Raw genomic sequence first — 12,712 nt, 5'->3', positions numbered from 1 at the left:
AAATTATCTACCACCAAAGCCTTTATATTCTTTTTGAGTGACTTGTGCTTCTAAAGTTTTCATAGTTTCAATAGCTACACCAATTACGATCAAAAGACTCGTACCACCAATTTGAATTGATTGTGGTAAGCCCATAAATTTAGTCGCAATTATAGGTAAAATAGCTATAGCCGCTAAGAAAATTGAACCAACAAAAGTCAATCTATAAAGTACTCTAGTAATATATTTTTTTGTTTGTTCACCAGGTCTAATTCCTGGGACATAACTACCTTGTTTTTTAAGGTTATCTGCCATTTTCTCTGGATTAACTTGTACAAAAGCATAAAAATATGCAAATGCAATAATTAAAACCACATAAATAATCATTCCAATATTACTTGACGGGTTGGCAGTATCAGCAATATTCTGTGCCCATTCTGCTTTCGGGAAGAATAAAGTCAATGTTCTTGGTAACAAGAAAAATGCCATCGCAAAGATTACTGGAATAACACCGGCAGAGTTAACTTTCAAAGGTAGATAAGTTGCTTGTGAACCTAATCGTTGAGCAGATTGTTTCTTTGCATATTGAATAGGTATTTTACGTTTAGCTTCAAGAACAAATATTGCGCCTACTGTTAGTAGAATCAACGCTACTATCAATCCTAGTATTTTCAGCCAAGCGAGTGAAGTATCGTCTTGCCCAACAAAAACTGATTGTGCAAATTGTTCTAGACTTGAAGGTAAAGTTGATAATATACCTGCAAAGATGATAAGAGAAATACCGTTACCAACACCAAACTGTGTGATTTGGTCACCAAGCCAAATTAAGAAAGCTGTTCCCGCTGTTAATACAACTGCAATTAATAAATAACTCATAACGGACTGTTCTATAATAAGTTGTCCTTTGAGATAGTTATTAAATTGGAAAGCCATACCTATAGATTGGATAAAAGCTAAAATTATAGCAAAATAACGAGTTACGTTATTAATTTTTCTTCTACCCATTTCACCTTGTTTTGCCCACTCTGTAAATTTAGGAACAATATCCATTTGCAGTAATTGCATGACGATGGACGCAGTGATATAAGGCATGATTCCCATCGCAAATATTGAGAAACGTTTCAAGGCACCGCCACCAAAAGTATTTAATAACTCAGTGGCACCTTGAGATCCCTGTGGATGATTAAAGGCTTCAGGATTAACTCCTGGAGCAGGAATATACGTTCCTATTTTAAAAATAACTAACATTGCTAGAGTGAAGAAAATCTTGTTTCGTACTTCTTTAGTTGTAAAGAAACGTACAAACGTTTGAAACATTAGATCACCTCGTGTGCTCCACCTTTTGCATCAATAGCTTCTGCTGCTGAAGCTGAGAATTTATGAGCTTTCACTGTTAATTTCTTGTCTAGTGAACCGTTACCTAGTACTTTGATACCAGATTTTTCATTCTTAACAACACCAGATTCTACTAATAAAGCTGGAGTAACTTCAGTACCATCTTCAAATTTATTGAGTTGGTCTAAGTTAACAATAGCATATTCTTTACGGTTAATGTTAGTGAAACCACGTTTAGGTAAACGACGGAATAAAGGTAATTGTCCACCTTCAAATCCTGGTCTTACTTTACCACCTGAACGTGCTTTTTGACCTTTTTGACCACGGCCACTTGTTTTACCGTTACCAGTTGCAGCACCACGACCTACACGGTTACGTACACGACGTGATCCTTCAGCTGCTTTTAACTCATGTAATTTCATTTCGGCACCTCCTTAATTATTTTTCTTCAATTGTTAATAAATGCTTAACTTTGTTGATTTGCCCACGAATTGCAGGGTTATCTTCAACAACTACTGAACTATTAGTCTTTTTAAGACCTAAAGCTTCAACAGTTTTACGTTGTGTTTCAGGACGACCAATAACACTACGAGTGAGGGTAATTTGTAATTTAGCCATAACTTATTTTCCCTCCTTAATTGTATAATTCTTCTACAGATTTGCCACGTAATTTAGCAACATCTTCTGCATTTTTTAAGTTTTGTAAACCGTTGATAGTCGCACGAACCATATTAATAGGAGTATTTGATCCTAAAGATTTACTTAAGATATCAGTAATTCCTGCTAACTCTAATACAGCACGAACTGGTCCACCAGCGATAACTCCTGTACCAGGTGCTGCTGGTTTCATAAATACGCTACCTGAGCCATATTGACCAGTGATAGTATGAGGAGTCGTACCTTCTACACGTGGAACAACTACTAAATCTTTTTTAGCTGCTTCAACAGCTTTTTTGATAGCTTCTGGTACCTCTTGCGCTTTACCAGTACCGAAACCTACACGACCATTTTTATCTCCAACAACCACTAATGCAGTGAAACGGAAACGACGACCACCTTTTACAACTTTAGCAACACGGTTAATCGTAACAACGCGTTCTTCAAATTCTTTAGTTTCTTCTTCTCTACGAGCCATGAATGTGTCCCTCCTTTAAATTAAAATTCTAATCCATTTTCTCTTGCAGCATCAGCTAAAGCTTTAACACGTCCGTGGTATAAATATCCTCCGCGATCGAACACGATTTCTTTAATACCTTTATCGTTAGCTTTTTTAGCAATTTCTTGACCTACAGTAGTTGCTAAGTCAACTTTTGAAGCTGATGTGTTTGCAATATCTTTATCTTGTGATGATGCTTGAGCAAGTGTTACGCCTTTAACGTCATCAATAATTTGTGCATAGATGTGTTTGTTTGAACGATACACATTTAAACGTGGCTTTTCAGCTGTACCTGATAATTTAGTACGAACACGAGCATGTCTTTTCAAACGTACTTTGTTTTTATCAATTTTACTGATCATTTCAATACTCCTTTCTTTAGAGTGTTATCTATTATTTACCAGTTTTACCTTCTTTACGGCGTACATATTCACCTTGGTAGCGAATACCTTTACCTTTATAAGGTTCTGGAGGTCTTACAGAACGTATGTTAGAAGCAATCGCACCAACTTGTTCTTTAGAAACACCAGATACTTTAACAGTTGTATTTTTCTCAACAGCGAAAGTAATGCCTTCTTCTGCTTTAATTTCAACTGGGTGAGAGTATCCAACATTAAGTACTAAATCTTTACCTTGCATTTGTGCACGGTAACCTACACCAACAAGCTCAAGTGTTTTTTCGTAACCTTGAGAAACACCTAGTACCATATTATTTAATAAAGCACGAGTTGTACCATGATCTGTTCTATCTTCTTTAGAATCAGATGGTCTTACAACTTCAACAGTGTTTTCTTCTTGTTTAAATGTCATTCTTTCATTTAAAGTTCTTTCTAATTCACCTTTTGGACCTTTTACAGTCACATGACTTCCGTCAAAAGTTACTGTTACGTCACTAGGAATGTCAATAATTTTCTTACCAACACGACTCATGTTATGGCACCTCCTTATTATTTATTACCAAACGTATGCGATAATTTCTCCACCAACATTACGTTTTCTTGCTTCTTTATCAGTGATTACACCTTCAGAAGTTGAAACTAATGCAATACCTAAGCCATTTAATACTTTTGGCACTTCATTTGCTTTAGCGTAAACACGTAAACCTGGTTTAGAAATACGTTTTAAACCTGTGATAACACGTTCATTGTTTTGACCATATTTCAAGAACAAACGAATAACACCTTGTTTATCGTCTTCTACATATTCAACATTTTTAATGAAACCTTCACTCTTTAAGATTTCAGCAATTTCTTTTTTAATATTAGACGCAGGTAATTCTAATTTCTCGTGGCGAACCATATTAGCGTTTCTTACACGAGTAAGCATATCTGCGATTGGATCTGTCATTGTCATTGATTGTTGCCTCCTTTCAGACTCTTATTATTACCAGCTAGCTTTACGTACGCCAGGAATCTGACCTTTGTAAGCTAATTCACGGAAACAAATACGGCATAGTTTAAATTTACGATACACAGAATGTGGACGACCACAGCGTTCACAACGAGTATATTCACGTACAGCGAATTTTTGTTTTTTTTGTTGCTTAGCAACCATTGAAGTTTTAGCCACTTTATTAGCCTCCTTTTAGAGATTATTTACGAAATGGCATACCGAAGTTTGTTAACAATTCACGAGCTTCCTCGTCAGTGTTAGCAGTTGTTACGATAACAATATCCATTCCTCTAACTTTTGTTACTTTATCGTAGTCAATTTCTGGGAAAATTAATTGTTCTTTAACACCAAGTGTGTAATTTCCACGACCATCAAAAGCTGTTTTAGAAACACCTTGGAAGTCACGTACACGTGGTAATGAAACTGCAATGAGTTTGTCTAAGAATTCATACATTCTTTCTCCGCGAAGAGTGACTTTCGCACCGATTGGCATACCTTCACGTAAACGGAATGTTGCAACTGATTTTTTAGCTTTTGTTACTAATGGTTTTTGACCAGTGATCAATTCTAACTCTTCAACAGCATTGTCTAATACTTTAGAATTTTGAACTGCGTCACCTACACCCATATTTACAACTATTTTTTCAATTTTTGGTACTTCCATTACTGAACTATAATTGAATTTTTTCACTAAGTTTTCAGTAACTTCTGTATTAAATCTTTCTTTTAAACGGTTCAAAGTGGATCCTCCTTTCAACTAGTTATTAATTATTAGCTTTAATTTCTTCGCCTGATTTTTTAGCGAAACGAACTTTTTTACCATCAACTGTTTTATATCCTACACGTGTAGGTTCATTTGTTTTAGGATCTAATAATTGTACGTTAGAAACATGGATTGCTGCCTCTGTTTCTAGAATTCCACCTTCAGGGTTTAATTGAGTTGGTTTTTGGTGTTTTTTTATAACGTTAACACCTTCCACAACGACACGGTCTTTTTTAGGTTCAGTAGCTACTACTTTACCTTCTTTACCTTTGTCTTTACCTGCGATAACTTTTACGTTGTCACCTTTTTTGATATGCATGTAGGCACCTCCTTAAATTATGTTAATTTATTTGATTGGTATTATAGTACTTCTGGAGCTAGTGATACAATTTTCATGAAGTTTCCTTCACGTAATTCACGAGCAACAGGACCAAAGATACGAGTACCACGTGGGCCTTTGTCATCACGGATGATAACACATGCATTTTCGTCAAATTTAATATATGAACCGTCTTCACGACGAACACCTGATTTTGTACGAACTACAACAGCTTTTACAACGTCACCTTTTTTGACAACGCCACCTGGTGTTGCATTTTTAACAGTACATACAATGATATCACCAATGTTCGCTGTTTTGCGACCAGATCCACCTAATACTTTAATTGTAAGAACTTCACGAGCACCAGAGTTGTCTGCTACTTTTAAACGTGTTTCTTGTTGGATCATTCGTTAAACCTCCCTTATCTCTAATCTTGATTAAATAATTACTGACTCTTCAACAATTTCTACTAAACGAAAACGTTTTGTTGCTGATAAAGGACGAGTTTCTTGAATTTTAACAATGTCTCCTAATTTAGCTGAATTGTTTTCATCATGAGTTTTATATTTTTTAGAGTATTTTACTCGTTTGCCGTATAATTTGTGTGTTTTGTAAGTTTCCACTAAAACAGTGATTGTTTTGTCCATTTTATCTGAAACAACTCTACCTACATAAACTTTACGATCGTTTCTTTCGCTCACTTTTGTAACCTCCTCTTTCAATTATTATTGATTAGCCTTGCTTTGTTCAATTTCTCTTTCACGAGCAACAGTTTTTAGACGTGCAATCGTTTTTCTTACTGTGCGAATACGTGCCGTTTCCTCTAATTGACCTGTAGCTAACTGAAAGCGTAGGTTAAAAAGCTCTTCTTTTGAAGATTTGATTTGTTCTTCGATTTCTGAAGTGGTTAAGTCTCTAATTTCCTTAGCTTTCATTTGTTTCACCACCCAATTCTTCACGTTTTACAAACTTAGATTTTACTGGAAGTTTGTGACTTGCTAAACGTAATGCTTCACGAGCAACTTCTTCAGGTACACCAGCTACTTCGAATAAAATTCTACCAGGTTTAACAACTGCTATCCAGCCTTCAACCGCACCTTTACCAGCACCCATACGTACTTCTAAAGGTTTTTTAGTATATGGTGTATGAGGGAAGATTTTAATCCAAACTTTCCCGCCACGTTTCATGTAACGTGTCATTGCAATACGAGCTGATTCGATTTGACGAGATGTGATCCAAGACGTAGTTGTAGCTTGTAATCCATACTCACCAAATGTTACGTAGTTACCGCCTTTAGAACGACCAGTTGTTTTTGGACGATGCTGACGACGATATTTTACACGTTTTGGTAGTAACATTATTATTTTCCTCCTTCACTAGTGTTCTTAGTAGGAAGAACTTCTCCACGGTATATCCATACTTTAACGCCTAATTTACCATATGTTGTATCGGCTTCAGCGTGTGCATAATCAATGTCAGCACGTAATGTATGAAGTGGAACAGTTCCTTCTGAGTATTGTTCAGCACGAGCGATGTCAGCTCCGCCTAAACGACCTGATACTTGAGTTTTGATACCTTTAGCACCATTTTTCATAGCTCTTGTAATAGCTTGCTTTTGTACACGACGGAATGAAGCACGATTTTCTAATTGACGTGCAATATTTTCTGCAACTAAACGTGCATCAATATCAATTTTCTTAATTTCAATTACGTTAATGTGTACTTTTTTATCAGTTAAGGTATTTAATTTGTTACGAAGTTTTTCAATTTCTGAACCGCCTTTACCAATAACCATTCCTGGCTTACCAGTATGGATTGCAATATTGATGCGATTTGCTGCACGTTCAATATCTACGTGAGAAACTGACGCTTCTTTTAATTCATTATCAATAAATTTACGGATTTTTAAGTCTTCATGTAAAAGTGAAGCAAAGTCTTTTTCAGCATACCATTTTGCTTCCCAATCACGGATAACACCGACACGAAGTCCGATTGGATTAATTTTTTGACCCACAGTATTCCCTCCTTAGAAAGTTATTAAGCTTCTTTAGCTTCTTCTTTACCGTCACTTACGACGATTGTAATGTGGCTTGTACGTTTATTAATTGCACTTGCACGTCCTTGTGCACGTGGGCGGAAACGTTTTAAAGTTGGTCCTTCATTAGCATACGCTTCTTTTACAACTAATTCATCTGTATTCATATCATAGTTGTGCTCAGCATTTGCTAAAGCGGACATTAATACTTTTTCAATTACTGGTGATGAAGCTTTATTAGTTAATTTTAAAATAGCAATAGCTTCTCCAGCATTTTTACCTCTGATTAAATCAAGAACAAGTCTTACTTTACGAGGTGCGATTCTTATTGTTCTAGCAACCGCTTTTGCTTCCATCAGGATTTCCTCCTCTACTTATTAAAATTATCTTCTTGTTTTCTTGTCGTCTGCTGCATGTCCTTTAAAAGTACGTGTAGGAGCAAATTCACCTAATTTGTGACCTACCATATCTTCAGTGACATATACAGGTACATGTTTACGTCCATCGTATACTGCAAAAGTATGACCAATGAAATTTGGGAAAATTGTAGAACGACGAGACCATGTTTTAATCACTTGTTTCTTTTCACTTCCGTCTTGAGCTTCTACTTTTTTCATTAAGTGATCATCGACGAAAGGTCCTTTTTTAATACTACGAGCCATTTGGGCGCCTCCCTTCTTATTGTGTGCGTGCAGCTTTACGCCGCACACCCAAATAAGTTTTTAATATTATTTTTTCTTACGTCCACGAACAATAAGTTTGTCAGAAGATTTTTTACCACGACGAGTTTTCTTACCAAGCGTAGGTTTACCCCATGGTGACATTGGAGATGGTCTGCCGATTGGAGCACGACCTTCACCACCACCGTGTGGATGATCATTAGGGTTCATTACAGAACCACGTACAGTTGGGCGAACGCCTTTCCATCTAGAACGTCCTGCTTTACCAACATTTACTAATTCATGTTGTAAATTACCCACTTGACCAATTGTTGCACGACATGTAGATAAAATCATACGTACTTCACCAGATCTTAATCTGATTAATACATATTTACCTTCTTTACCTAATACTTGAGAGCTAGCACCAGCAGAACGAGCAAGTTGTCCACCTTTACCAGGTTTTAGCTCGATGTTATGAATTACTGTCCCAACTGGAATATTTTGTAATGGTAAGGCATTACCAACTTTGATATCTGCCTCAGCACCACTTTCGACAGTTTGACCTACTTGTAATCCTTTCGGTGCGATGATATATCGTTTTTCACCATCAGCATAAACTAATAATGCAATGTTTGCTGAACGGTTTGGATCATATTGAATTGAATCAACTTTAGCAGTGATTCCATCTTTGTTACGTTTAAAATCGATAACACGGTATTGACGTTTGTGCCCACCACCATGATGGCGAACAGTCAATTTACCTTGGTTATTGCGTCCCGCTCTTTTCGGTAGCGGTTGTAATAATGACTTTTCAGGTGTTGTTTTTGTGATTTCAGCGAAATCTAAAGTAGTCATATTACGACGACCATTCGTAATTGGCTTATATTTTTTAAGAGCCATTGTCGCTTACCTCCTTATTGGTAATTTTTTAGTTAAATAAATCGATTGAACCCTCTTTTAGTTTAACAATCGCTTTTCTTCTTTTGTTTGTATAGCCTTGGTAACGGCCCATACGTTTTTTCTTAGGTTTATAGTTGATAATATTTACACTGTCAACTTTAACGTCGAAGATTTCTTCAACAGCAATTTTAACTTGTGTTTTATTTGCACGAGTATCAACATCGAAAGTGTATTTATCTTCTGCCATAGCTTCAGAAGATTTTTCAGTGATTACGGGGCGCTTAAGAACATCTCTTGCTTCCATTATGCGAGCACCTCCTCAACTTTTTTCGCAGCTGCTTCTGTAATGATTACACTGTCAGCGCTTGTTAGATCAAGTACATTTAATCCTTGAGCAGTTGTAACTTGAACACCAGGGATGTTACGTGCTGATAATTCAACATTTACATCTTCGTTTTCTGTTACAACTAATACTTTCTTAGGTTGTTCAAGTGTAGTTAATACATTTTTGAATTCTTTTGTTTTTGGTGCTTCAAAACCAAAAGTATCTACAATTGTAAAGCTGTTTTCTTGAACTTTAAAAGATAATGCAGAACGTAATGCTAAACGACGCATTTTCTTTGGCATTTTATATGCATAGCTTCTTGGTGTTGGTCCGAATACTACACCACCACCACGCCATTGTGGCGCACGGATTGTACCTTGACGTGCACGACCTGTACCTTTTTGTCTCCATGGTTTACGTCCACCACCACGTACTGCTGAACGATTCTTAACAGCGTGAGTACCTTGGCGTAATGACGCACGTTGTAAGTTGATAGCTTCAAATAGAACGCTATTATTAGGTTCGATAGCAAATACTGCATCGTTTAATTCAACTGAACCTGATTTTGATCCGTCTACTTTTAAAACATCATAATTAGCCATTATGCAATTTCCTCCTTTCGCTTCTTAATTATTTATTACCTTTTTTAATTGAAGTTGTGATTTCTACTAAACCTTTTTTAGGTCCAGGTACATTACCTTTTACTAAAATCACACTATTTTCAGTGTCAATTTGAACGACTTCTAAGTTTTGAACAGTAACAGTGTTTCCACCCATGCGTCCTGGCATTTTTTGTCCTTTAAACACTTTTGAAGCGTCTGACGCCATACCTACTGAACCTGGTGCTCTATGGAAATGAGAACCGTGAGCCATTGGTCCACGACCTTGTCCATGACGTTTAATAGCACCTTGGAAACCTTTACCTTTTGAAACGCCTGTAACATCAATGATGTCACCAGTTTCGAATGTATCAACTGAGACTTCTTGACCTACTTCGTATTCGTCAACGTTAACGTTACGGAATTCACGAATGAAGCGCTTAGGTGCTGTGTCAGCTTTTTTAGCATGACCTTCAGCTGGTTTATTAGCATATTTATTAGATTTAGAACCTTTCTTATATGCTTGTTTATCTTCAAAACCTACTTGGATAGCATTATAACCATCAACTTCTTCAGTTTTCTTTTGTAATACAACGTTTTGACTAGCTTCTACAACTGTTACAGGGATTAATTCACCATTTTCACCGAAAACTTGTGTCATCCCAATTTTTCTTCCTAAGATTCCTTTGGTCATCGAAAGTCCACCTCCTATATTGTTCTATTATAATTTAATTTCGATGTCTACACCTGATGGTAAGTTTAAGCCCATTAGAGCATCTACCGTTTTAGGTGTTGGGTTAACAATGTCGATTAAACGTTTATGAGTACGTTGTTCGAATTGTTCACGAGAATCTTTGTACTTATGCACAGCACGAATAATTGTATAAACTGATTTTTCTGTTGGTAACGGAATCGGTCCAGAAACATCTGCACCAGAACGTTTTGCAGTTTCAACAATTTTTTCTGCTGATTGATCAATCACACGATGATCATAAGCTTTTAATCTGATTCTGATTTTTTGTTTTGCCATAATTTTCCCTCCTTATTCGTCTACATTTAAGTGATAGACTTCTCCACGAAAACTATCTCACACAACGCCATGGCAAAGCGGCCGGGTGTGTCAGTAACCTTTCGCTTCATCGCTTTTCATAAAGTCCAACATTAGATATAATACATGAAAAACATTGATGATTCAAGGTTTTTCAGTAATCTTATATATAACTGTCTAACACATACTTGATAATTGTACTTTAAATGATGATGTTGTTCAACCATTTTAGAGAATTTTTTTTACTTTTTATTTTCTTTCACTAAACATTCTAAATCAAATCAATATTATTATTCTCAATTATTATATATAATAGTAGTTGAATGGGAGTGATAATATGAAAAATGGAGTGAAAATGTCTTTGGCAATCATCGGAGTCTTTCTTATTGTTTGTGAATTTTTCTATGGTATTCCATTTCTAGGAGGCAGTGTAATTCTAAGTTTTGGATGGCAACCATTGTTGTTTAACGCTCTTCTATATCTTGTACTCATCATTATTTTATTAGTGGATTCACAGAACTCAATTAAACCTATGTTTGTCATTCCATTCTTAGGCTTAATAGGGTCTTTCATAGCGTTCTTACCAGTGATAGGTATGGTAATTCATTGGATTTTATTCTTCTTAATGATTTTCTTTGTATTTATTGTCTTGGTTGCACCCACTTATATCCCTAATAAAAATGCGAGGGTCGTTTATACTCAATATAAAGAACGGATTAAAGAAGATAATGATTAAAATTCATACTAATATACAAAAAGGAGCTGAAACTTCAACGTTTCAACTCCTTTTTATTATTTATGAACGAATATAAAATATAATATGAACAAAGCCATTAAAAAGTACATAATAGGATGAACTTCTTTATATTTTTTAGTAATAATCATTGTTATTGGATAAAAAATAAATCCACATGCAATACCAGTGGCAATAGAATAAGACAATGGCATCATAATGATTGTAATAAAAGCTGGTACCGCAACTTCAAATTGCTTCCAATTTATATCAGCAAAATTAGCCGCCATCAGTACACCTACTACGACTAAAGCAGGTGTAGTTACTGCACTTGTTACAACTTCAATTAACGGACTGAAGAATAATGCTAATAAGAAACAAACACCCGTAACTATACTTGCAAATCCTGTTCTAGCACCTACAGCTACACCAGAAGTAGACTCAATATATGATGTTGTGGTAGTTGTACCAAACACAGACCCTACAATAGTCGCTAAAGAGTCAGAGAATAACGCTCTTCCAGCTCTCGGTAATTTGTTATCTTTCATCAATCCTGCTTGCGTGGCAACAGCTACTAACGTACCCGCTGTATCAAAGAAATCAATGAATAAGAACGTCAAAATAACAATTAGGAATTGAATTGTAAACAGTTGACCAGGATCTTTAAATGATTCAAATGCCGCACCAAAGGTTGGCTTGATACTTGGCACTTCTCCAATTATTCCTGATGGTGGATGAATTTGACCAGTCAGCATACCCGCTACGGCAGTTACAATCATACCTACAAAAATTGAACCAGGAACCTTCATAGCATATAAAATGACCGTAACAATAATTCCGAAAATAGCTAAAAGTACTGGTGCCTCAGTCAAATGTCCTAGTTTTACTAAAGTTGAATCACTTTTAATTATTATCCCTGAACTTTGTAACCCCACAAATGTGATAAATAAACCAATCCCTGCCGAAACAGCTAGCTTCATTTGATGAGGGATAGCATTGATAATAACTTCTCTTAAACCAGTAACAGTAAGTAATGCAAAGAATATACCAGAAAATAGAACACCTGTTAATCCCACTTGCCAAGGAATTCCCATAGTTAATACTACTGTAAAAGCAAAAAATGCATTTAACCCCATACCAGGTGCTAAAGCTATTGGATATTTAGCAATTAATCCCATAAATAATGATCCAACAAACGCTGCTAAAGCTGTCGCTACAAAGATTGCTCCTTGGTCCATCTTCATATCACTTGTTGCACCTTTTACACCAGCTAAACTTAAAATTTGCGGGTTTACAGCTAGAATATATGCCATTGATAGGAAGGTCGTAATTCCACCTAAAATTTCATTTTTATAACTTGTCCCATGCTTATCAAACTGGAAGTACTTTTTCACAATGAATGCTCCTTTATTTGAAATACTTTAATAGTTTAATATCAAATTTCTTAAAAAACAATACCAAA

24 protein-coding genes are annotated in these 12,712 nt (G+C 35.8%); 1 reads left to right on the top strand and 23 read right to left on the bottom strand.

Going from position 1 to position 12,712, the window contains the following annotated elements; all coding sequences use genetic code 11:
- Positions 1 to 3 precede the first annotated feature (3 nt).
- The 22 genes from secY to rpsJ form a co-directional block, all read right to left on the bottom strand.
- A complete protein-coding gene (gene secY, locus ACVBFA_RS05325) occupies positions 4 to 1,296 on the bottom strand; it encodes a preprotein translocase subunit SecY (RefSeq protein ID WP_002447333.1) in 1,293 nt (430 codons plus the stop codon).
- On the bottom strand, positions 1,296 to 1,736 hold the full coding sequence (rplO, locus tag ACVBFA_RS05320) for a 50S ribosomal protein L15 (protein ID WP_001829796.1): 441 nt from the start codon (positions 1,734 to 1,736) through the stop codon (positions 1,296 to 1,298). Before rplO ends, secY begins: the two co-directional genes overlap by 1 nt.
- A gap of 16 nt (positions 1,737 to 1,752) precedes the next feature.
- Entirely contained in the window at positions 1,753 to 1,932 is a 180-nt protein-coding gene (gene rpmD, locus ACVBFA_RS05315; RefSeq protein ID WP_002432330.1) for a 50S ribosomal protein L30, read from the bottom strand.
- A gap of 16 nt (positions 1,933 to 1,948) precedes the next feature.
- Positions 1,949 to 2,449 carry a 30S ribosomal protein S5 gene (rpsE, locus tag ACVBFA_RS05310; RefSeq protein WP_001829701.1) on the bottom strand — a complete coding sequence of 167 codons (501 nt, stop codon included), beginning with the start codon at positions 2,447 to 2,449 and terminating at the stop codon, positions 1,949 to 1,951.
- Positions 2,450 to 2,469: 20 nt separating this feature from the next.
- On the bottom strand, positions 2,470 to 2,832 hold the full coding sequence (gene rplR, locus ACVBFA_RS05305; protein WP_001829747.1) for a 50S ribosomal protein L18: 363 nt from the start codon (positions 2,830 to 2,832) through the stop codon (positions 2,470 to 2,472).
- 31 nt (positions 2,833 to 2,863) lie between these two features.
- Positions 2,864 to 3,400: a 50S ribosomal protein L6 gene (gene rplF / locus ACVBFA_RS05300; RefSeq protein WP_001829740.1), complete on the bottom strand. Its 537-nt coding sequence runs from the start codon at positions 3,398 to 3,400 to the stop codon at positions 2,864 to 2,866.
- 24 nt (positions 3,401 to 3,424) lie between these two features.
- Positions 3,425 to 3,823, bottom strand: a complete 399-nt coding sequence (gene rpsH, locus ACVBFA_RS05295; RefSeq protein ID WP_001829768.1) for a 30S ribosomal protein S8 — start codon at positions 3,821 to 3,823, stop codon at positions 3,425 to 3,427.
- 30 nt (positions 3,824 to 3,853) lie between these two features.
- Positions 3,854 to 4,039: a type Z 30S ribosomal protein S14 gene (locus tag ACVBFA_RS05290; protein WP_001829713.1), complete on the bottom strand. Its 186-nt coding sequence runs from the start codon at positions 4,037 to 4,039 to the stop codon at positions 3,854 to 3,856.
- 22 nt (positions 4,040 to 4,061) lie between these two features.
- Positions 4,062 to 4,601: a 50S ribosomal protein L5 gene (gene rplE / locus ACVBFA_RS05285; RefSeq protein WP_002490200.1), complete on the bottom strand. Its 540-nt coding sequence runs from the start codon at positions 4,599 to 4,601 to the stop codon at positions 4,062 to 4,064.
- Positions 4,602 to 4,626: 25 nt separating this feature from the next.
- Positions 4,627 to 4,944, bottom strand: a complete 318-nt coding sequence (gene rplX, locus ACVBFA_RS05280; RefSeq protein ID WP_126122170.1) for a 50S ribosomal protein L24 — start codon at positions 4,942 to 4,944, stop codon at positions 4,627 to 4,629.
- Between the two features lie 41 nt (positions 4,945 to 4,985).
- Positions 4,986 to 5,354, bottom strand: a complete 369-nt coding sequence (gene rplN / locus ACVBFA_RS05275; protein ID WP_001829742.1) for a 50S ribosomal protein L14 — start codon at positions 5,352 to 5,354, stop codon at positions 4,986 to 4,988.
- A gap of 30 nt (positions 5,355 to 5,384) precedes the next feature.
- Entirely contained in the window at positions 5,385 to 5,648 is a 264-nt protein-coding gene (gene rpsQ / locus ACVBFA_RS05270) for a 30S ribosomal protein S17 (protein ID WP_002432741.1), read from the bottom strand.
- Positions 5,649 to 5,672: 24 nt separating this feature from the next.
- Positions 5,673 to 5,882 (bottom strand): 50S ribosomal protein L29, encoded by a 210-nt coding sequence (rpmC, locus tag ACVBFA_RS05265; RefSeq protein WP_000644737.1) that lies wholly within the window; start codon positions 5,880 to 5,882, stop codon positions 5,673 to 5,675.
- Positions 5,872 to 6,306, bottom strand: a complete 435-nt coding sequence (rplP, locus tag ACVBFA_RS05260; protein ID WP_001829782.1) for a 50S ribosomal protein L16 — start codon at positions 6,304 to 6,306, stop codon at positions 5,872 to 5,874. Before rplP ends, rpmC begins: the two co-directional genes overlap by 11 nt.
- Positions 6,307 to 6,308: 2 nt before the next feature.
- A complete protein-coding gene (gene rpsC, locus ACVBFA_RS05255) occupies positions 6,309 to 6,962 on the bottom strand; it encodes a 30S ribosomal protein S3 (RefSeq protein ID WP_001829791.1) in 654 nt (217 codons plus the stop codon).
- 23 nt (positions 6,963 to 6,985) lie between these two features.
- Entirely contained in the window at positions 6,986 to 7,339 is a 354-nt protein-coding gene (rplV, locus tag ACVBFA_RS05250; protein ID WP_001829734.1) for a 50S ribosomal protein L22, read from the bottom strand.
- Between the two features lie 27 nt (positions 7,340 to 7,366).
- A complete protein-coding gene (gene rpsS / locus ACVBFA_RS05245; RefSeq protein WP_001829710.1) occupies positions 7,367 to 7,645 on the bottom strand; it encodes a 30S ribosomal protein S19 in 279 nt (92 codons plus the stop codon).
- Between the two features lie 66 nt (positions 7,646 to 7,711).
- Positions 7,712 to 8,545 carry a 50S ribosomal protein L2 gene (rplB, locus tag ACVBFA_RS05240; RefSeq protein WP_002447329.1) on the bottom strand — a complete coding sequence of 278 codons (834 nt, stop codon included), beginning with the start codon at positions 8,543 to 8,545 and terminating at the stop codon, positions 7,712 to 7,714.
- A 28-nt stretch (positions 8,546 to 8,573) separates the two neighbouring features.
- On the bottom strand, positions 8,574 to 8,849 hold the full coding sequence (gene rplW / locus ACVBFA_RS05235; protein WP_001829755.1) for a 50S ribosomal protein L23: 276 nt from the start codon (positions 8,847 to 8,849) through the stop codon (positions 8,574 to 8,576).
- Complete coding sequence (gene rplD, locus ACVBFA_RS05230) at positions 8,849 to 9,472, bottom strand: 50S ribosomal protein L4 (RefSeq protein WP_001829775.1); 624 nt, start codon at positions 9,470 to 9,472, stop codon at positions 8,849 to 8,851. Before rplD ends, rplW begins: the two co-directional genes overlap by 1 nt.
- A gap of 28 nt (positions 9,473 to 9,500) precedes the next feature.
- Positions 9,501 to 10,163 (bottom strand): 50S ribosomal protein L3, encoded by a 663-nt coding sequence (gene rplC, locus ACVBFA_RS05225; RefSeq protein ID WP_002447328.1) that lies wholly within the window; start codon positions 10,161 to 10,163, stop codon positions 9,501 to 9,503.
- Positions 10,164 to 10,190: 27 nt separating this feature from the next.
- On the bottom strand, positions 10,191 to 10,499 hold the full coding sequence (gene rpsJ / locus ACVBFA_RS05220) for a 30S ribosomal protein S10 (RefSeq protein ID WP_001118667.1): 309 nt from the start codon (positions 10,497 to 10,499) through the stop codon (positions 10,191 to 10,193).
- A 355-nt stretch (positions 10,500 to 10,854) separates the two neighbouring features.
- Here rpsJ and ACVBFA_RS05215 point away from each other — a divergent pair, with 355 nt between their 5' ends.
- Positions 10,855 to 11,253 (top strand): hypothetical protein, encoded by a 399-nt coding sequence (locus ACVBFA_RS05215; protein ID WP_002447327.1) that lies wholly within the window; start codon positions 10,855 to 10,857, stop codon positions 11,251 to 11,253.
- Positions 11,254 to 11,309: 56 nt separating this feature from the next.
- On the opposite strand, the gene ACVBFA_RS05210 is transcribed toward ACVBFA_RS05215, so the two are convergent.
- Positions 11,310 to 12,644: an NCS2 family permease gene (locus ACVBFA_RS05210; protein ID WP_002447326.1), complete on the bottom strand. Its 1,335-nt coding sequence runs from the start codon at positions 12,642 to 12,644 to the stop codon at positions 11,310 to 11,312.
- Positions 12,645 to 12,712: the final 68 nt, after the last annotated feature.

The organism is Staphylococcus sp. MSU001, from assembly GCF_052976705.1.
The sequence above is the reverse complement of the archived record's forward strand: the minus strand, read 5'-3'. Positions and strand labels throughout refer to the sequence as shown.